This window comes from uncultured Alsobacter sp., assembly GCF_945952055.1.
Classification (GTDB): domain Bacteria; phylum Pseudomonadota; class Alphaproteobacteria; order Rhizobiales; family Beijerinckiaceae; genus Alsobacter.
The window spans coordinates 18,939-36,836 of the sequence record NZ_CAMFHB010000036.1; the positions used below are offsets into that span (position 1 = coordinate 18,939).

General features: G+C 70.1%; 19 protein-coding genes. 3 read left to right on the forward strand and 16 right to left on the reverse strand.

Going from position 1 to position 17,898, the window contains the following annotated elements:
• Nucleotides 1-109 precede the first annotated feature (109 nt).
• From Q0Q47_RS22240 to Q0Q47_RS22285, 8 genes are all read right to left on the reverse strand, one after another.
• Nucleotides 110-796 (reverse strand): DnaJ domain-containing protein, encoded by a 687-nt coding sequence (locus tag Q0Q47_RS22240; RefSeq protein ID WP_293864999.1) that lies wholly within the window; start codon nucleotides 794-796, stop codon nucleotides 110-112.
• A gap of 28 nt (nucleotides 797-824) precedes the next feature.
• Nucleotides 825-1,553, reverse strand: a complete 729-nt coding sequence (locus Q0Q47_RS22245; RefSeq protein WP_293865002.1) for a VWA domain-containing protein — start codon at nucleotides 1,551-1,553, stop codon at nucleotides 825-827.
• A 56-nt stretch (nucleotides 1,554-1,609) separates the two neighbouring features.
• Nucleotides 1,610-1,888 (reverse strand): hypothetical protein, encoded by a 279-nt coding sequence (locus Q0Q47_RS22250; RefSeq protein ID WP_293865005.1) that lies wholly within the window; start codon nucleotides 1,886-1,888, stop codon nucleotides 1,610-1,612.
• Between the two features lie 75 nt (nucleotides 1,889-1,963).
• A complete protein-coding gene (locus Q0Q47_RS22255; RefSeq protein ID WP_293865008.1) occupies nucleotides 1,964-2,401 on the reverse strand; it encodes a DUF1489 family protein in 438 nt (145 codons plus the stop codon).
• A gap of 87 nt (nucleotides 2,402-2,488) precedes the next feature.
• On the reverse strand, nucleotides 2,489-4,447 hold the full coding sequence (locus tag Q0Q47_RS22270) for a biotin carboxylase N-terminal domain-containing protein (RefSeq protein ID WP_367278290.1): 1,959 nt from the start codon (nucleotides 4,445-4,447) through the stop codon (nucleotides 2,489-2,491).
• A 22-nt stretch (nucleotides 4,448-4,469) separates the two neighbouring features.
• A complete protein-coding gene (locus Q0Q47_RS22275) occupies nucleotides 4,470-5,051 on the reverse strand; it encodes a Uma2 family endonuclease (RefSeq protein ID WP_293865011.1) in 582 nt (193 codons plus the stop codon).
• A 40-nt stretch (nucleotides 5,052-5,091) separates the two neighbouring features.
• A complete protein-coding gene (locus Q0Q47_RS22280) occupies nucleotides 5,092-6,699 on the reverse strand; it encodes a carboxyl transferase domain-containing protein (protein WP_293865014.1) in 1,608 nt (535 codons plus the stop codon).
• Nucleotides 6,700-6,764: 65 nt separating this feature from the next.
• Nucleotides 6,765-7,169, reverse strand: coding sequence for a rhodanese-like domain-containing protein (locus Q0Q47_RS22285; RefSeq protein ID WP_293865017.1), 405 nt, complete (start codon nucleotides 7,167-7,169; stop codon nucleotides 6,765-6,767).
• A 128-nt stretch (nucleotides 7,170-7,297) separates the two neighbouring features.
• Here Q0Q47_RS22285 and Q0Q47_RS22290 point away from each other — a divergent pair, with 128 nt between their 5' ends.
• On the forward strand, nucleotides 7,298-7,984 hold the full coding sequence (locus Q0Q47_RS22290) for a DUF599 family protein (RefSeq protein WP_293865020.1): 687 nt from the start codon (nucleotides 7,298-7,300) through the stop codon (nucleotides 7,982-7,984).
• 31 nt (nucleotides 7,985-8,015) lie between these two features.
• Nucleotides 8,016-8,315: a DUF3253 domain-containing protein gene (locus Q0Q47_RS22295; RefSeq protein ID WP_293865023.1), complete on the forward strand. Its 300-nt coding sequence runs from the start codon at nucleotides 8,016-8,018 to the stop codon at nucleotides 8,313-8,315.
• 39 nt (nucleotides 8,316-8,354) lie between these two features.
• Here Q0Q47_RS22295 and Q0Q47_RS22300 read toward each other — a convergent pair whose 3' ends face one another.
• The 7 genes from Q0Q47_RS22300 to arfB form a co-directional block, all read right to left on the reverse strand.
• Entirely contained in the window at nucleotides 8,355-9,488 is a 1,134-nt protein-coding gene (locus Q0Q47_RS22300) for a hypothetical protein (protein ID WP_293865026.1), read from the reverse strand.
• 149 nt (nucleotides 9,489-9,637) lie between these two features.
• Nucleotides 9,638-10,432, reverse strand: a complete 795-nt coding sequence (locus tag Q0Q47_RS22305) for a YdcF family protein (RefSeq protein ID WP_293865029.1) — start codon at nucleotides 10,430-10,432, stop codon at nucleotides 9,638-9,640.
• A 10-nt stretch (nucleotides 10,433-10,442) separates the two neighbouring features.
• Entirely contained in the window at nucleotides 10,443-11,144 is a 702-nt protein-coding gene (locus tag Q0Q47_RS22310; RefSeq protein ID WP_293865032.1) for a ribonuclease activity regulator RraA, read from the reverse strand.
• Between the two features lie 13 nt (nucleotides 11,145-11,157).
• Nucleotides 11,158-11,988, reverse strand: coding sequence for an aldo/keto reductase (locus Q0Q47_RS22315; RefSeq protein WP_293865035.1), 831 nt, complete (start codon nucleotides 11,986-11,988; stop codon nucleotides 11,158-11,160).
• A 35-nt stretch (nucleotides 11,989-12,023) separates the two neighbouring features.
• Nucleotides 12,024-12,749 (reverse strand): RlmE family RNA methyltransferase, encoded by a 726-nt coding sequence (locus tag Q0Q47_RS22320; RefSeq protein ID WP_293865038.1) that lies wholly within the window; start codon nucleotides 12,747-12,749, stop codon nucleotides 12,024-12,026.
• The gene (locus Q0Q47_RS22325; protein WP_293865041.1) at nucleotides 12,746-13,819 is read right to left on the reverse strand and encodes a Ppx/GppA phosphatase family protein; all 1,074 of its coding nucleotides are present in this window, start codon (nucleotides 13,817-13,819) and stop codon (nucleotides 12,746-12,748) included. The genes Q0Q47_RS22320 and Q0Q47_RS22325 overlap by 4 nt, the downstream gene beginning before the upstream one ends.
• Before the next feature lie 189 nt (nucleotides 13,820-14,008).
• Entirely contained in the window at nucleotides 14,009-14,431 is a 423-nt protein-coding gene (arfB, locus tag Q0Q47_RS22330) for an alternative ribosome rescue aminoacyl-tRNA hydrolase ArfB (protein ID WP_293865044.1), read from the reverse strand.
• Between the two features lie 144 nt (nucleotides 14,432-14,575).
• Between arfB and Q0Q47_RS22335 the strand changes: the two genes are divergently transcribed.
• Nucleotides 14,576-16,285: an IlvD/Edd family dehydratase gene (locus Q0Q47_RS22335; protein ID WP_293865047.1), complete on the forward strand. Its 1,710-nt coding sequence runs from the start codon at nucleotides 14,576-14,578 to the stop codon at nucleotides 16,283-16,285.
• Here the strand turns inward: Q0Q47_RS22335 and Q0Q47_RS22340 are convergent.
• A complete protein-coding gene (locus Q0Q47_RS22340) occupies nucleotides 16,237-17,727 on the reverse strand; it encodes a DHA2 family efflux MFS transporter permease subunit (RefSeq protein ID WP_293865050.1) in 1,491 nt (496 codons plus the stop codon). The two genes, Q0Q47_RS22335 and Q0Q47_RS22340, sit on opposite strands and share 49 nt — an antisense overlap.
• Between the last annotated feature and the right edge of the window lie 171 nt (nucleotides 17,728-17,898).

Sequence of the window (17,898 nt, forward strand, 5' to 3'; positions counted from 1 at the left end):
CGCGCCGTCCCCGAATGAATTCGAGAACGTCCGGTTAACGGGCGCGCAGGAGACTGAAGCCTCGGGCTTCACCGAACGATTGGTGTCAAACCGGAACGCGCGTGGAGTTTTAGCGATGCCGGCTCAAGAGGACGTCCTTGGCCTGGTTGACGCGGGTGGCGAGATACGTCGAGCCCCCCTGATCGGGATGCAACTTCTTCATCAGCGCTCGGTGCGCGCTTCGGATGTCATCCTCTCCCGCCCCAAGCGGAAGACCCAGGATCTCATAGGCTTCCTTTTCGGACATCGCGTTGCGATCGCGTCCCGGCGGCCCCGTGTCAGCGTCACCCTGTGCTGCTTTACGCCGACCGGGAAACCGGCGGTCGAGATAGGCCTCTAGGAGCCGCGCGCCTTCGGGGTCCGAGGCCCGGCAAAGGCCCTCGAGGTCCGCGAGTTCCGCTTCGCCCAGTGCGTCGAGTTCGCGGCCGGCCATCGCGCCGTCCGTGACCCGTCCCCGCAGCGCACCCGTCCCGTGGTCGAGCTCCATCTCGATCAGCCGCGAGCGCACCTTCGAGGTGCCGCCCGGCGCGCTGGTGGTGCGCTGTCCCCAGCCGGGCATGGAAAATCCCGGCAGGTCGAGAAGCCAGGCGCCGAAGCCGCCCAGCGGGATGGCGATGTCGATGCGGCCACGGAACACCAGGAAGGCCGCCGCCACCAGGGCCAGTGCGCCGCCGGCCTTGCGCACGTTCTTGGCCAGGAAGGCCGGGTTTGCCTTGGCGTAGCTCTTGAGGAGCCACCAGATCAGGCCGACGGCCACGAGGCCTGCCAGAAGCGTCACGTCACCCTCATTTCATCTGGCCGAGCAGCAGCCTCGCCTCGCGCTGGCCATTGCTTTCGAGGCGTTCCAGGCCGGCGATTCCCCCGGCCGCGTAGGCGGCGGCGGCCTTGAGAAGGCCCGCCAGCGCCGCGGACGCCCCCGCGTCGAACCGCGCATAGGCGCCCTTGGTCAGGCGCGCCACTTCCCGGTAGGCGCCGGTCGCGACCGGGTCGCCGCCTTCCTGGAACATGAACGCCTTGATCCCGAGCAGGCCGAGTTCCCCGGCGCGGGCGCACAGGTCGTCGAGGCGCTCCTCCATGGCGTCGCCCACATAGACCAGGGCCCGGACCGGCCCGCCCTGGCTTTCGTGGCGGACATGGTCCAGGACCTTGCCGATCTGCGTGTGGCCCCCGCGGCAGGAGATCTGCGCCATCAGGTCGGTGAGCGCGCGGGCGTCTGACACCCAGCGCGAGGCGCGGCACTCCGAGAAACCGCGGAAGAACACGAGCTGCACGCCGAGGCCGGTGGCCAGCGTCGCGGCGGTGGAGAACATCTCGCCCTGCAGCCGGCAGGCGAGGTCCCAGGTCGGCTGGCGGCTCATGGTCGCGTCGAGGGCGAAGATCAGGCGGCCGCCATCGGCCGCTCCCGGCGCCAGGGCCCGGGCCTTGTCGACGAAGGCGTCCACGGCACGCCGATCCGACGGGCTGACGGACGTGCCGCCTCCCTTCACGATCGCATTGTCGTCCTCACGTGGCATTGCCGGCTCCGTTGGCCTCTAGATTGGCCGTCCGGCGCCGGATTGCAATCCACGCGTCAGGGATGGATGAGGCCGTCCGCCCGATGTTGCGGCGCCGTGGGAACCGAAGGCGGCTCGGCGGCCCGCGTCCACGGACCGGGAACATCGCCCGATATCGCGCGCAGGGAGGTGGGCGGAGCATGCTCGACGGGCACGAACATCATCGGGCATCCGCCCGTCCGCATCTTCACGCCGGGAGCCACCTCGGTGGCGGGGCAGGCAGGCTTTCTCTGATCGAGAGCCAGGGCCGGCGACACGGCGACGCAGGTCGTCAGCAGCAGCAACACACGCGTCACGAATCGGCTCCCCATCGTCCGGCAACGGCCAGAGTCACGCCGGGATTGTGGCCTTTTTGGGCGCGGGCGTTGCCGTCAGAGGAGGCCCAGGGACGACAGCTCCCGGCGCAGGTCCTCGGGCATCGCCGCCAGGTCCCCCGCGCCGGTGCCGAGATCGGGAGGAACGGCCTTGTCCTCGATGTAGCGCCACCCCTGGAACGGCCTGCAGGGCCGCGGCGACACGGGCACCACGACCGGCTCCAGCACGAGGTTGCAGCGCCCGATCCCATCCGCATCCTTGAACGGACGGATGTCGAGCAGCCGCTGGCGGCACGCGACCTGGCCCTTGATCACCCAGTAGAGCGAACCGCCCTCGAGGATTTCGTCGATGCGCTTGGGCACCATGCGGGTCGTATGGATCTGCTCCTGCGGCTTGCCGAGCCGGCGCCAGAGCGCCATCGAATCGGCGATCCAGCTTTCCAGGTCCGCGATGGACTCGCAGCCGACGCACAGCTTGAGGATGTGAAGAGCCATGCCGTTGCATAGCGTGGCCGACCGGAGGTGGACAATCGGCGCCGATGCCGCCCTGTGGACAACGGCGCCCGGGGCGATCGCGCGCGGTCAGAGCCCTTCGGCGTCCGCGATGACGACGACCTTGGCGCCTTCGGAGACCTGCTGCCCCGCCGCGACGGCCACCTCGCCGACGGTGCCGGCGCGCGGCGCCACGAGGGCGTGCTCCATCTTCATCGCCTCGACGATGGCCAGCCGCTGGCCCTTCTCGACGGCCTGCCCTTCGGTCACGAACACCGCCACGACCTTGCCGTGCATGGGCGCCTTGATCGTCCCGCCCCCGTCCGCATCGTCGGCCGACTGGGACAACGGGTCGAACAGCGCCACCGCGGCCTGCCGGCCGCCGGACAGCACGATCAGGCCTTCGTCGGTGACCACGATCGTGGCCGGCTCGTCCTCGCCCCCGGCACCGTGGACGACGGCGCCCGTCTCCGACCAGCCCAGCACGACGTCGAGGCGCTCGCCCTCGACGACCAGCGGCAACACGTCGCGGCGCGGGCCGGCGGTCTGGAAGGCGTCGGCCTGGTCCCAGGGCGACGACCATCCCGGCGCCGTGCCCACGGCCGAGGCGATCCGCGAGCGCTCGGCGCTGACGAGCGCGAGGGCGGCCGCCGCCACCGCGGCGGGATCGACGGGGTGCGGCACGGCGCCGAGAGCCTCGAGATTGCGCTCGATGAACCCGGTGTCGAAGGCCCCCGACCGGAAGCCCGGCGCGTCGGCGAGCCGGCGCAGGAACGCGGCGTTGGATCGCGGCCCGGCGACGAGGGTGTCGCCCAGGGCCGCGGACAGGCGATCGAGGGCTTCGTCGCGCGTCGCCCCGTGAGCGATGATCTTGGCGATCATCGGATCGTACCAAGGCGTTACCGCGCTGCCCTGCTCGACGCCGGTGTCGACGCGGATGCCCTCGCCTTTCGGAAAGCGCAGGGCCCAGAGCCTCCCGGTGGACGGGAGGAAGCCCTTCTCCGGGTCCTCCGCATAGAGACGCGCCTCGACGGCGTGACCGTCGATGGCGAGGTCCCCCTGGCCGAAGGGCAGGCGCTCGCCCGCAGCCACGCGCAACTGCAGTTCCACGAGGTCGAGCCCGGTGATCGCCTCGGTGACCGGATGCTCGACCTGCAGGCGGGTGTTCATCTCCATGAAGAAGAAGCCGTCCGGCCGCAGGCCTTGCGAACCGTCGGCGATGAACTCGACCGTCCCGGCGCCGACATAACCGACCGCGCGCGCCGCCTCGACCGCGGCCCTGCCCATGGCGGCCCGGACCTCCGGGGGCATGCCGGGGGCCGGGGCCTCCTCGATCACCTTCTGGTGCCGGCGCTGCAGCGAGCAGTCCCGCTCGAACAGATGGACGACGTTGCCATGCCCATCCGCGAAGACCTGCACCTCGACGTGGCGGGGCGAGCGGACATATTTCTCGACCAGCACGCGCGGATCGCCGAAGGCGTTGGCCGCCTCGCGTTGCGCCCCCTGCAGGGCTTCCTCGAAGTCGATCAGCCTGTCGACCCGGCGCATGCCCTTGCCGCCGCCGCCCGCGACGGCCTTGATGAGGACGGGGAACCCGATGTTGGCGGCCCGCTCGCGCAGGAAGGCCGGTTCCTGCTTGGGCCCGTGATAGCCGGGAACGACCGGCACCCCTGCCCGCTCGACCAGCGACTTTGCGGCGTCCTTGAGCCCCATGGCGCGGATGGCGGAGGCGGGAGGGCCGACGAACACCACCCCGGCCCTCTGGCAGGCCTCGGCGAACTCGGCATTCTCCGACAGGAACCCGTACCCCGGATGGATGCAGGCCGCCCCCGTGGCCCGGGCCACCTCAAGGATCCGCTCACCGACGAGATAGCTCTCGCGCGCCGGCGCGGGCCCGATCCGGTGGGCCTCGTCCGCCATGCGGACGAAGAGCGCATCGGCATCCGCGTCCGAATGGACGGCGATCGTCCTGAGCCCGAGCCGGCGGGCCGTGCGGATGACCCGGCAGGCGATCTCGCCACGGTTGGCAATGAGGACGGAGGGGAACATGGGCGTGCGGTTCTCGTGCGGTTCAGAGGTCGATGTCGAGGTAGATCTCGGCCAGCGGCAGTATGGCCCCCACCGCACTTAGCCTGAGAACCTCGGACCGTTGCGTCATGATTTCAGGCTGGCTCGGCCACCCACTGTCGTCCCCTCGATGCCAGGCCTCGACCCTGACAATCGTCGGCGAGACGAAGACAAGATGGCGCAGGCTCGTGACCTCAAAGTAGCGATCGCGCTTGTAGCCACGGTCTCTGGCTGCCGTCGAAGGTGACAGAACTTCAAAAAGGACGACTGGATCGCTAGTCCATCGGCTGTCACCCGAGAGCGGTCCACAGCGGACCATCACATCCGGCTGCGGCATGAAGATGGACATCTCGGATGCGGCCACTCCGAAGTCTCGCAACACCTCGCAGCCCCTGCTACGCACTTGCTCCTTCAGGGCGTAGTCCACATTGCGACATGCCACCTGGTGTGCACGTGTCGTCGGCGCCATTGCCACCGGCTGGCCGTCAAGCAGTTCAAATCGCTCGAAAGGGCGCGCGTCGGCAAAGATCAGGTAGTCGCGAACGGTCATTCCCATGGCGGCATCCACCGGCTTCGGCTGACGCATCGACAATATCCTTCTTGAAAAAGGGACGGCCTGAAATCACTCACATCCGGAACACGCCGAAGCGCGCCTCCTCGATCGGGGCGTTGAGGGTCGCTGCGAAGGCGAGGCCCAGGACCCGGCGCGTTTCCGACGGGAGGATGATGCCGTCGTCCCACAGCCGCGCCGTGGCGTGGTAGGGGTTGCCCTCCGCCTCGTACCGGCTGCGGATCGGAGCCTTGAAGGCGTCCTCCTCCTCCGCCGACCAGGACTTGCCGTCGGCCTCCAGATTGTCGCGACGCACGGTCGCCAGGACGCTGGCGGCCTGCTCTCCACCCATCACCGAGATGCGGGCATTGGGCCAGGCAAAGAGGAACCGCGGCGAATAGGCCCGGCCGCACATGCCGTAGTTTCCGGCGCCGAAGGAGCCGCCCACGATCACGGTGATCTTCGGCACCTGCGCGCAGGCCACGGCCGTGACCAGCTTCGCGCCATCCTTGGCGATCCCGCCGGCCTCGTACTGGCGCCCGACCATGAAGCCGGAGATGTTCTGGAGGAACAAGAGCGGGATGCGCCGCTGGCAGCACAGCTCGATGAAATGCGCGCCCTTGAGCGCGCTCTCAGAGAACAGGATGCCGTTGTTGGCGAGGATGCCCACGGGCATGCCCCACAGGCGGGCGAAGCCCGTGACCAGCGTCGTGCCGTACAGCGCCTTGAACTCGTCGAAGCGCGAGCCGTCGACGAGGCGGCCGATGACCTCGCGGATGTCGTACTGCTTCTTCAGGTCCACCGGCACCACGGCCTCGAGCTCGCCCGGATCGAGCCGGGGGTCTTCGGGGGCGCAGAGCACCGGCCCCTCGGGGCGCGCGCGGTTCAGATTGGCGACGATCCTGCGGGCGATGGCCAGCGCGTGGACGTCGTCCAGCGCGTAGTGGTCGGCGACGCCGGACTGGCGGGCATGCACCTCGGCTCCGCCGAGGTCCTCGGCGCTCACCTCCTCGCCGGTCGCCGCCTTCACCAGCGGCGGGCCGCCGAGGAAGATGGTGCCCTGCCGGCGCACGATCACCGTCTCGTCCGACATCGCCGGAACATAGGCGCCGCCGGCGGTGCAAGAGCCCATCACCACCGCGATCTGGGGGATGCCGAGGGAGGACAGCGTGGCCTGGTTGTAGAAGATGCGGCCGAAGTGCTCCCGGTCCGGAAACACGTCCGTCTGGTGCGGCAGGTTGGCCCCGCCCGAGTCGACGAGATAGAGACAGGGCAGACGGTTCTCGCGGGCGATCTCCTGGGCGCGCAGATGCTTCTTCACCGTCATCGGGTAGTAGGTGCCGCCCTTGATGGTGCTGTCGTTGCACACCACCATGACCTCGCGGCCTTCCACGCGCCCGATGCCGGCGATCATGCCGGCCGCGTGGATCTCGTCGTCGTACATCTCGTTGGCCGCCAGCGCGCCGATCTCGAGGAACGGCGAGCCCGGATCGAGCAGGCGGGTCACCCGGTCGCGCGGCAGGAGCTTGCCGCGCGCCAAATGGCGCTCGCGGGCCCGCGGCGGGCCGCCTTCCGCGGCCTCGGCCCGGCGTTCCCGGAGCTCGGCGGCGAGCTCGCGCCACTGGCTCGCCGTGGCGAGCGCCGTTTCGGAGCGGGGGTCGAATGCGGACGTGAGAACGGCCAAGGGTCTTCACCTCACCTGATGGAGGCCGGCCGGCCTCCGGCTTGCCTTGCGGGTGCGTCGGGCGTTCAGCCTTTCGCGCCGGGCTCGACGGGCCCGCCCTGCTTCTTCCAGGCCGCGAAACCGCCGGCCACGTGGGCCACCGGCTTCAGGCCCATGGCCTGGGCGTCCCGGGCGGCGAGCGCCGAGCGCCAGCCGCCGCCGCAGAAGAACACGAACTTCTTGTCCTGCGCGAAAACCGGCTTGTGATAGGGGCTCTCGGGATCGATCCAGAACTCCAGCATGCCGCGTGGACAGTGGAAGGCGCCGGGCACCCGCCCCTCGCGTTCCAGTTCGCGGGGATCGCGCAAATCGACCAGCACCGTGTCCTCGCGCCCGACCAGCCCGACCGCCTCGGCCACCGGCACGGTCTCGATCGCGGCCTCGGCCTCGGCGATGAGCTGCTTGTAGCCGCGGGTGATCTCCTGGGGCATGGCGTTCTCCTCGCTGCAGGCGTCGTTGCACCGCACCTTGGTCCGGCCGACGGCGGTCGGTCAATGCTTCGCAGGTCGCGTGCCGACGGGCTTGCCGGAAGCGGTGCAGGACGGCCATCATCGGCCCCATGCAGGCTCTCTCTCCCACCGACATCGCCGCCCTCGTGTTCTTCGTCGTCGCATGGTTCGGCTATGCGGGCGTGGTCGAATCGCAACGCTACGGGCCGCTGTCGCTGAACGGCCTCATGAACCAGTACCGGCACGAATGGATGGACCGGATGCTGACCCGCGAGGTCCGCATCATCGACACGCAGATCATGGCCAGCCTGCAGAACGGCACGGCCTTCTTCGCCTCGACCTCACTGCTGGCGGTGGGCGGCTCGCTGGCGGTGCTGCGCTCGGCGGACGACGTGGTCCGCCTCTTCTCCGACCTGCCGCTCGGGCTGGCCACGACGCGCGCCATCTGGGAGACCAAGGCGACCGGCCTCGCCCTCATCTTCGTCTACGCCTTCTTCAAGTTCGCCTGGTCCTACCGGCTCTTCAACTACGCGGCGATCCTGCTCGGCGGAACGCCGCCCGTCGAGGAGGCGGGGACGGAGGAGGCGAAGGCCCACGCCAGGCGCACGGGCATGATGACCACCGCCGCGGGACGGCACTTCAACCGTGGCCAGCGCGCGTTCTTCTTCGCGCTGGGCTATCTCGGCTGGTTCATCTCGCCGGTGGTCTTCGTGCTGGCCACCGCGGGCGTCGTCCTGGTCATGGGCCTGCGCCAGTACCAGGGCGACGGCCGCCAGGCCATCGGGCCGCGGGCTTGACGCGTCGCGCCCGCGGGGCGCACACGGGGGCATGGCCAATTCCTCCACCGAATCCCCTGCCCGCCCCGCCGCGGATCCCGCGCAGATCGAGGACACGATCCTGACGCTCGTGGCCGAACGCGGCGAGGGCAAGACGATCTGCCCGTCCGAAGCGGCGCGGGCGCTCGGCGGGTCTCATCCGGACGGCTGGGGGCCGCTGATGATCCCGGTGCGGCGGGCGGCCGTCCGGCTGGCCCATGCGGGGCGGATCGTCATCTACCGCAAGGGAAAGCCGGTCGATCCCGACGACTTCAAGGGCGTGTATCGCCTGGGCCTGCCCCGCCTGGACTGAGCGACGGGAGCCGCGGTCCCAAGCTTTCCGCGGAGCCCTTCAGGCGGCCGTCACGTGCGGCTCGTCGCCGGCGTCCGCTGGCTTCGCGGCACGCGCCAGGTCGATGCCGTTCCTCTGGGCAAAGTCGAAGATCTCGTCGACGAAGGCATCGTTGCCCCGCCGCTTTTCGGCCTGCACGAGCCACTCGCCCTTGGCTTGCCGGTACTCTTGCTGATCGAATACGGCGAAGCGGTCGAGCCCGCGGAGCATGTCGAGCGCCAACTGCGTGCGCATGCACTTGGTGCAGCGGGAGCAGTTGCTCTCGACACCATTGGAGCACACCTGCAGGTGCCGCTGCGCCACGTCATAGTCGAGCAGACGACGCGTCTTTTCGATCCGCGGCGTCTCGGCATCTCCCGACGTGGCCCGGAAGGCCGTACCCGAAAGGAGCGGCAGCACGATCAGATCGAGGCGCGCCATGTCTCCGGTCGGCATCGGGGTCTGGTAGCGGATGGGGTAGCCGGATGCATAAAGATAGGTCGACACACCGTTGTTGAGCGCCATCGCAGCAGCCGTGTTGCGGATGGTGTGCGTGTCCTCGAAACGGATGCCCCGGTAGAAGGCCCCGACGTTCGAGTTGATCAGCAAGAGCGGCAGCCCGACCTCCTCGGCCGCCGCACGCGTGCACTCGAAGCGACGCTGGACGTAGGGGTTGGCGCTGTCCAGGTCATTGTCCTCCGCCCAAATGTCGTTGAGGCACAGATGGGTCAATTCCAGATCCGACACCAGGCGGCTGTGATAGTGCCTTGCGATCATGCTGAAGCTGTCGACACCGCGGGAGAAGCCGGTCATCACGCCCTTCGCGCGAGGCGGCCTGCGGTCGCCCACGCGCTTCGCGAAAACGTTGATGGGCTTCAGGTCCGGGTGCGAGCACCGCAGCAGCGCCTGCAACGGCCCGCAGGCATGGTAGTAGAACAAGCTGTCCACATCGCCGGACAGCACGATGTCTTCCCCAGTGCGCATCGCAGGAAACAAGAGGGCCGCAAGCGCCGCATCGAGGCCACTGGACAGGAAATCCCGATAGGCGGACGGGACCGAGAACCAGAGCCGGCCAAGGCTGGTCTCAAAAATCAGCGCCGTTTCCGTGTTGTTCCGGACGGGCTTCACGACAGGCGGATTGACCATGATGGGCATGTCGAAATTCCCCTCGTTCGGGAGATGGAAAGCGACCAGTTCGACTTAAATGTTGCTTGGCGTTTATCAATTTTGAGTTGAACAGCCGGCCTTTGGCTGGGTAGGGCGCCGCTCGTCTGCGCCCATGACTGCCAAAGGGTTAAGCTCCCTCACGGGCTCGGAAACACCGTGTCGATCTGGCCGAGCAGGCGCGCGGCGGCCAGGCCGATCCACTCACGGACGGCGAGGTCGGTGAGGCGCAGGCCGTCGCTGGCGCGGATGAAGCCGTCGAAGTCGTCGGGCCCCGTCGTGCGGTAGTCGACCGGGAAGGCGACGACGTCGAAGCCGGCCTTGCGGAACAGCCCCACCGAGCGGGGCATGTGGAAGGCCGAGGTCACCAGGAGGTAGCGGCTTCCTTGCGCCGGCTTCAGCAGGTCGCGCGTGTAGAGGGCGTTCTCGAGCGTGTTGCGGGATCGCTCCTCGATCGTGAGCCTTCCGGGCGCAAGGCCGATCCAGCCGGAATAGCGGGCCAGCGTGCCGGCTTCCGAGGCTTCTTCTCCGAACAACGCGGCCGAGCCGCCGGTGAACACGACGGGGACCGTCGGCCGGGTCCGCGCCAGGGCCGCCAGCGCCACGATGCGGTCGCCGGACTCGTTGAGCGACAATTGTCCGCGCGCCAGCGAGATCTGCTGTTCCACCGGCCCCCCCAGCACGATGATCCCGGAAATCGGTCGGCCATCCTCCGCATAGGGCGGAAACCGGTCCTCCAGCGCGAGGATCAGCCGGCGCGACAGGGGCGTCAGGCCGGCGATCGCGAGCAGCGCGACGCACAGCATGGCCACGCCGAGCCCCGGGCGCCGCCAGCGCGTGAAGGCTGCGGCCAGGAGGCCGAGGCAGGTGCCCAGCAGGAGGGCGTTGGTGGGCGAGCCCACCAGCCACAGGATCTTGGAGGCGACGAAATACATGGAGCCCGCGTCAGCCGCCGGCTTTCCACGCCTCGTAGCGTGCGCGGGCCTCGGCATTGGGCGGATAGAGGCCGGTGAGCGGCACGCCGCGGTCCACCTCCGCCATGATCCAGGCCTCGAGCCGCTCCTGCTCGGGAGCCTCGGCCAGCACCGTTTCGACGGAGGCCGCAGGAATGCACACCGCGCCGTCAGCGTCCGCCACGATGACGTCGTCGGGCAGCACCGCCACGCCGCCGCAGGCGATGGGCTCCTGCCAGCCGACGAAGGTGAGACCCGCCACGGAGGCCGGCGCCGCGGTTCCGCGGCACCACACCGGCAGGCCGGTGCCCGCGATCCCGGTGACGTCGCGCACCACGCCGTCGGTGACGAGCCCGGCAACGCCACGCCGGGCCATGCGCGCGGTCAGGATGTCGCCGAAGATGCCCGCGTCGGTGACGCCCATGGCATCGACCACGGCGATGCAGCCCTCCGGCATCGCCTCGACCGCGCCACGCGTCGAGCGGGGCGAGGCCAGGGACTCCGGCGTGGCCAGATCCTCGCGCGCCGGGACGAAACGCATGGTGAAGGCCCGCCCGGCGATCCGGTGACCCGGCGACAAGGGCATCGCGCCTTGCATCCACAGGCGGCGAAGCCCCTTCTTGAAGAGCACCGAGGTGATCGTGGCCGTGGCGATGCCGCGCAGGGCCTCGAGGGTTGCGGCGTCGAGGGTCATCGCGGGGCCAGCCTCAATCCCATTGCGGCGCGAACACCGGGTTGACGACGCGCCCGTCCGGCCGGCGCAGCCGCGCGATCTCGAGCATGTCGTCCTCGTCGAGCTCGAAATCCCAGATCGCCGCGTTCTCCTCGACCCTCGCCTTGCTGGCCGACTTCGGAATGGCGACCACGCCTGGCTGCTGCACCAGCCAGCGCAGGATCACCTGGGCCGGCGACTTGCCGTGGCGATCGGCGATTTCCGCGATCACCGGATCGCTGACGTCGCGCCCGCGACCCAACGGGCAGTAGGACACGAACGCCATGTCGTTGCTGCGGCAGGCCGCCCTGAGCTTCGACTGATCCAGCGTGGGGTGGTACTCGCACTGGTTGGCGACCAGCGGCACGTCCGCCAGCCGCACGGCCTCTCGCACCATGGCCACCGGGAAATTCGACACGCCGACATGCCGTGCGAGCCCGCGCTTGCGCGCATCGCACAGGCCCTTGATGGACGAGGCGAGCGGGATGGCCGGGTTGGGCCAATGGATCAGCAGAAGGTCGACGACGTCGATGCCCAGCCGCTTCAGGCTGCCCTCGGCCGAGCGCTGCAGGTCGCCGTCGGCGATGTCGTCCCACCAGACCTTGGTGGTCACGAACACGCTGTCGCGCGGCACGCCGGACGCCTTGAGCCCTTCGCCCACCTGGTGCTCGTTGCCGTACATCTTGGCCGTGTCGAGGTGTCGGTAGCCCACGTTGAGGGCATGCGCGACGATCTCGGCGCACTCCCCGCCCTCCGAGCGGAACGTGCCGAGACCCAGCGCCGGAATGCGGGCCCCGCCCGCATGGACCACGATCGGATCACCCATGTCGTTTCTCCCTGGCGCATGGAGCCGAGGCGCGTTCAGGCCTCGTCCGCGCCCTGCTGGTTGCGGGCGCCGCCGCGAAAACCGGTCGCCAGCACGTAGAGTTCCGCCGAGTCGGCCCTGCTGGCGGCAGGCTTCACGTGGCGAACCACGGCGAAGTCGCGCTTCAGGTCCGCCAGCAGCGTGCCTTCCGTGCCGCCCTGCAGGACCTTGGCCACGAAGGCCCCGCCGGGCGCGAGAACCTCGCGCGCGAACTCGATGGCGAGTTCCGCCAGGGCCACGATCTTCAAATGGTCGGTCTTCTTGTGGCCGGTGGCGTTCGCCGCCATGTCCGACATCACGAGGTCGGCCGACCCGCCGAGCATGGCGCGCAGCCGCTCCGGCGCGTCGGCGTCGAGAAAGTCCATCACGGTGAACTCGACGCCCGGGATGGGGTCGATGTCGAGCAGGTCGATGCCGATGACCTTGCCGCGCCCCTTGTCCGAGCCCACCTTCGCCGCGGCGATCTGCGACCATCCGCCCGGCGCCGCGCCCAGGTCGACGACACGCATGCCGGGCTTCAGCAGATGGAACTTCTCGTCCATCTCCATGAGCTTGTAGGCCGCGCGCGACCGATATCCCTCGCGCTTGGCGCGGGCGACGTACGGGTCGTTGAGCTGCCGCTCAAGCCACCGCGTCTGGGACACGGTGCGCTTCTTGGCCGTCTTGACCCGCTGTTTCAGGGAGCGGCCGCCCTCGCGACCGGATCCGGCGTTCCCGCTCACCCGCGTGATCCCCCACGACCGTTGCCGTTCCAGACGCCGTCCTCGGCCATCAACTGCATCAGGATCCCTTCCCGCAAGCCCCTGTCGGCGATCCGGAGCCGGTCGGCCGGGAACGCCCGGCGAATGGCCTCGAGGATCGCGCACCCCGCCAGAACGAGGTCCGCCCGCTCCTGACCGATGCAGGGATTGGCTGCCCGGTCCCGATAGGTCATGGCGAGCAGGTTCTCCAGCACGCCGTCGACCTGCTCGGCGCGCATCCACAGGCCGTCGACCTGGCGACGGTCGTAGCGCGGCAGCGCCAGGTGGACGCCCGCGATGGTGGTGACGGTGCCGGAGGTTCCCAGGAGATGAAAGCGATCGCAGGGCCGGCTGCCGCCCAGATCCGCCAGGAAGCCCTCGAGAAGCCCGTAGACCTCGTCGACCATGGCCTGGAACCCGTCACGGCTGACGTCGACGCCGCCGTGGCGCTCGGCCAGGGTGACGACGCCGACCGGCAGCGACGTCCAGGCGCGCACCCGGTCTGGCAACCGGCGACGGCCGGAGCGTTCCCGGTCGAGCCAGACGAGTTCGGACGAGCCGCCGCCGATATCGAACAGCACCACGCCCTCGGCGCGCGGGTCGGCGAGGCTTGCGCAGCCCGCGACGGCGAGGTGCGCCTCCGTCTCGCGGTCGACGATCTCCAGGTCGAGATCGGTCTCCTCGCGGACACGGGCGATGAACTCGGCGCCGTTGACGGCCGCGCGGCAGGCCTCCGTGGCTATGAGGCGCGCGCGGGCGACGCCGCGGGCTTCCATCTTGTGGCGGCAGACCTTCAGGGCCTCGATCGTGCGCCGGATGGCCTCGTCGCGCAGACGATTCGACGCGCCAAGGCCCTCGCCCAGCCGAACGATTCGGGAGAACGCGTCGACGACCCGGAACCCGTCGGAGGACGGCCGCGCAACCAGCAACCTGCAGTTGTTCGTCCCGAGGTCCAGCGCCGCGTAGGTGGTTCCGTGCCGGCGCGGCCCGGCCGCCCGCGGCGCCGCGCCATGGGCGCGCGCTCGGTCCGCGGACAGGGGGTCCCGCGCCATGGGCGGGGAGTCCGTTGTCGCGGCGGCGGCGGGATCGTCGACCGGCGACACGTTGAACCTCATTTTCTCGTCGAGAAGACTGTAACAAGTGTCACGCGCGAAAGCCAAGCGCGGCGCAAGCCGCGCCGTTTGCGCCGCAAGCGCGGCGGGAGCCGCACCGTTGGCGTGCTCGGGATCGACGCTGCCGCGTCAGTCGAGACCGGGCTTGTCGGTGCGCAGGGCCTTGAGGCCGGAGCGCTTGGACTTGCTGTCCAGCCGGCGCTTCTTCGACGCCAGGGTCGGGCGCGTCGGGCGGCGGATGGCGGGCCGCACCGCCGCCTTGCGGATGAGCTCGACCAGCCGGTCGACCGCGTCCTGCCGGTTGCGTTCCTGCGTGCGGTAGGTGCGCGCCGTGATCACGATGACGCCCTCCAGCGTCATCCGGCTGCCGGCCAGCGTCTTGAGCCGCTCCTTGACGTCGTCGGGCAGGACCGCCGAGCCCATGGCGTCGAAGCGGATTTGCACGGCCGTCTCGACCTTGTTGACGTTCTGGCCGCCGGGCCCCGAGGCGCGGACGAAGGTCTCCTCGATGTCGCGCTCGTCGATGGCGATGCGGCCGTTCACGCGGATCATGGCGGTCTCCAGAAGCCGGCCCGCCGTTTAGCATGAAACCGGCGCGGCGCTGCCATGCCGATACAAGGACCGGCCGGAAGTGGCTCGACAGGAGTCGTTTTCCGCCGCAAGACGGATCGCAAGCGCGCAAGACGGGAGGACGGCATGGCCGGTGGACTGAAGAAGGGCCTGACGAGCTACGGCGACCAGGCGTTCTCGCTTTTCCTGCGCAAGGTCTTCATCAAGGCCGCCGGCTATTCCGACGACGCCCTCGACCGGCCCATCGTCGGCATCACCGACACCGCCAGCGACTTCAACCCCTGCCACGGCAACGCCCCCCAGCTGATCGAGGCGGTGCGGCGGGGCGTGATGCTGGCCGGCGCCCTGCCGATGAGCTTCCCGACCATCTCCATCCACGAGTCCTTTGCCCATCCGACCAGCATGGTGCTGCGCAACCTGATGGCCATGGACACGGAGGAGATGATCCGCGCCCAGCCGATGGACGCCGTCGTGCTGATCGGCGGCTGCGACAAGACGATGCCCGCCCAGATGATGGCGGCGGTCAGCGCCGGCATTCCCGCGATCATGCTGCCGGTCGGCCCGATGGTCGTCGGTCACCACCGGGGCGAGGTTCTGGGCGCCTGCACCGACTGCCGGCGGCTGTGGGGCGAGCACCGCGGGGGCCGCATCGACGCCGCCGAGATGGAGGTGATCGCCGGCCGGCTCGCGCCGTCGGTCGGCACCTGCATGGTCATGGGCACGGCGAGCACGGTGGGCTCCATGGTGGAGGCCCTGGGGCTCGCCCTGCCGGGCGCGGCGTCCGCGCCGGCGGTCCATGCCGATCGCCTGCGGATCGCCGAGGCGACGGGCCGGGTCGCCGCCGACCTCGCCCGGCGCGGCGGCCCCTCCCCGTCCGAGCTGGTGACCCCGGCCTCCATCGCCAATGCCATGGCCGTCCTCCAGGCGACGGGCGGGTCCACCAACGGGCTCGTCCACCTCGCCGCGCTGGCCGGCCGCGCCGGGCTGCCGCTCGCCTACGCGCTGTTCGACAGGCTCGGGCGCGACGTCCCGGTGCTGGTGGACCTGAAGCCGTCCGGCCAGCACTACATGGAGCACTTCCACCACGCTGGCGGCGTGCCCCGCCTGATGCGGGAGATCGCCGACGCGCTGGACCTGACGGCGCCGACGGTCGACGGCCGGACCCTCGCGGACGTCGTGGCGGAGGCGGAGGACGTGCCCGGGCAGACCGTCATCCGCTCCCGGGCCAATCCGGTGAGCCCGGAAGGCAGCATGGCCGTGCTCTCGGGCAACCTTGCGCCGCGCGGTGCCGTGATCAAGCAGTCGGCGGCCACCAAGGGCCTGCTGCAGCACACGGGACGGGCCGTGGTGTTCGACTCGGTGGACGACATGGCCGCCCGCATCGACGCGCCGGACCTCGACGTCACCGCCGACGACGTGCTCGTGCTGCGTAACACCGGGCCCGTGGGCGCGCCGGGCATGCCGGAGGCCGGCTACCTGCCGATCCCGCGCAAGCTCGCGCAGCAGGGCGTCAAGGACATGGTGCGGATCTCCGACGCGCGCATGTCGGGAACCGCGTTCGGGACCATCGTGCTCCACATCGCCCCCGAGGCGGCCGTGGGCGGCCCGCTGGCGCTCGTGCGCACCGGCGACATGATCCGCCTCGACACGCAGGGCCGGCGCATCGACCTCCTCGTGGACGACGCCGAGCTGGCCCGCCGGCGCGAGCACTGGACCGCCCCGCCCGCCCGCCCCGGCGAAAAGCGTGGCTATGCCAGGCTCTACCGGGAGCAGGTGCTCCAGGCCGATCAGGGCTGCGATTTCAGGGTGTTGCGGGCCGATCCGGACGCGGACTGAGAGGACGGCTCGGCCGCCGGCGGCGTGCGCGGCCCGGTGCGGCGGCGCACGAGGTCCTGCCCGAGGTCGTTCGGCAGCATCGTGTAGAGCAGGACCGACGTCGCAGCGGCCAGGCATCCCATGGCGGCGAAGACCGGCGGGAAATGGGAGGCTTCCAGCGGCCCTGTGCCGTCGAGCCGCCCCATGAGCTCCAGGCCCAGGGCCGCGACGGAAACCCCGACCGAGCCGGAGAGCTCCTGGACGACGGCCGACAGCGTGGTGGCGCGGCTGAGCCGGTTGTCCGGCACCTGCGCATAAGCCACCGCATTCAGCGCGGTGAACTGCAGCGACCGCAGGAACCCGCCGATCAGAAGCAGACCCATGACCACGGGCCAAGGCCAGCCCGGGGTGAACAGCCCGGGCACCGCGATGAAGACGGCCGCCAGCACGGCATTCACCGTCAGGGCGCGGCGGAACCCCCATCGCCGCAAGATCGGCGAGGCGCAGGCCTTCATCAGAAGCGCGCCGATGCTGGCCATGAAGGTCGTGAGCCCGGACTGGAAGGGATTGAGCCCGAACGCCACCTGCAGCATGAGCGGCAGCAGGAATGGGGTCGCCCCCACCGCGATGCGGAAGGGAAAGGCGGCCGCGATGCTGGCGCGCATGCTGGCCAGCTTGAACATGCGCAGGTCGATGATGGGCGCCTCGGTGCGCAGCGCGTGCACGCCGTAGGCCGCCAGCAGAACGGCCCCGACGCCGATGAGCACGGCGACCTGGGCGGTCGGCAGGAGGCCGAGCCCCGCCACCGTCGCCCCGGTCAAGAAGGTGGCGAGGCCCGGGCCGACCAGCGCGAAGCCCAGTGCGTCGAACCGCGTCCGCTCGTCGCCGCGCACGTCGGGAATGAAGAGCGTGACGAGCACGATGCCCAGCACCGCGATGGGGATGTTGACCCAGAAGATCCAGCGCCAGTGGAAGTAGGCGGTGATGAAGCCGCCGAGCGGAGGGCCCAGGATGGGTCCCAGCATGCCAGGCAAGGTGAGCCAGGCCAGCGCGTTGACGAGGTCGGAGCGGTCGATGCTGCGCAGGACCACGAGGCGGCCCACGGGCACCATCATGGCCCCGCCGATGCCCTGCACGACGCGCCCGGCGATGAGCCCCGTCATGTCGTGCGCGAAGCCGCAGCCGATCGAGCCTGCGGCGAACACGGCGATCGCGGCGCGGAACACGAGCCGTGCGCCCAGGCGATCGGCCACCCAGCCCGACGCCGGGATGAAGATGGCCAGCGCCAGGAGGTAGGACGTGACCGCGAGCTTCAGATGGATGGGGTTCTCGCCGAGATCCTGGGCGATGGCCGGCAGTGACGTGGCCAGGACCGTCGAGTCCAGGTTCTCCATGAACATCGCGGTCGCCACGATGAGCGGCACGAGACGTTCGCGCGGAAGCGCGGGTGATGTGCGGGCCATGGGGGGAACGTCCACACGCGGCGGGCCAGGCACCGCGGGAGGCGGGCGGCCGGGGCCCCCTCTTCGATCTGCCCGGCGGGCCTGTCAACCGACCCAGGATCAGAGCCGGCGTGCGGCCGGAGCGGAGCAGGTGGCGCCGCGCGGCGATCTCCCGCAGGCGGGAACGGGTTG

Bases quoted from the DNA above. Each gene is read 5' to 3' on its own strand.
- Q0Q47_RS22295 (WP_293865023.1), top strand. From the start codon at position 8,016: ATGGCCAATTCCTCCACCGAATCCCCTGCCCGCCCCGCCGCGGATCCC.
- Q0Q47_RS22340 (WP_293865050.1), bottom strand. From the start codon at position 17,727: ATGGCCCGCACATCACCCGCGCTTCCGCGCGAACGTCTCGTGCCGCTC.
- Q0Q47_RS22285 (WP_293865017.1), bottom strand. From the start codon at position 7,169: ATGCCCCAGGAGATCACCCGCGGCTACAAGCAGCTCATCGCCGAGGCC.
- Q0Q47_RS22305 (WP_293865029.1), bottom strand. From the start codon at position 10,432: ATGTATTTCGTCGCCTCCAAGATCCTGTGGCTGGTGGGCTCGCCCACC.
- Q0Q47_RS22315 (WP_293865035.1), bottom strand. From the start codon at position 11,988: ATGGGTGATCCGATCGTGGTCCATGCGGGCGGGGCCCGCATTCCGGCG.
- Q0Q47_RS22310 (WP_293865032.1), bottom strand. From the start codon at position 11,144: ATGACCCTCGACGCCGCAACCCTCGAGGCCCTGCGCGGCATCGCCACG.
- Q0Q47_RS22325 (WP_293865041.1), bottom strand. From the start codon at position 13,819: ATGGCGCGGGACCCCCTGTCCGCGGACCGAGCGCGCGCCCATGGCGCG.
- Q0Q47_RS22335 (WP_293865047.1), top strand. From the start codon at position 14,576: ATGGCCGGTGGACTGAAGAAGGGCCTGACGAGCTACGGCGACCAGGCG.
- Q0Q47_RS22255 (WP_293865008.1), bottom strand. From the start codon at position 2,401: ATGGCTCTTCACATCCTCAAGCTGTGCGTCGGCTGCGAGTCCATCGCG.
- Q0Q47_RS22290 (WP_293865020.1), top strand. From the start codon at position 7,298: ATGCAGGCTCTCTCTCCCACCGACATCGCCGCCCTCGTGTTCTTCGTC.
- Q0Q47_RS22300 (WP_293865026.1), bottom strand. From the start codon at position 9,488: ATGCCCATCATGGTCAATCCGCCTGTCGTGAAGCCCGTCCGGAACAAC.
- arfB (WP_293865044.1), bottom strand. From the start codon at position 14,431: ATGATCCGCGTGAACGGCCGCATCGCCATCGACGAGCGCGACATCGAG.
- Q0Q47_RS22245 (WP_293865002.1), bottom strand. From the start codon at position 1,553: ATGCCACGTGAGGACGACAATGCGATCGTGAAGGGAGGCGGCACGTCC.
- Q0Q47_RS22270 (WP_367278290.1), bottom strand. From the start codon at position 4,447: ATGTTCCCCTCCGTCCTCATTGCCAACCGTGGCGAGATCGCCTGCCGG.
- Q0Q47_RS22275 (WP_293865011.1), bottom strand. From the start codon at position 5,051: ATGCGTCAGCCGAAGCCGGTGGATGCCGCCATGGGAATGACCGTTCGC.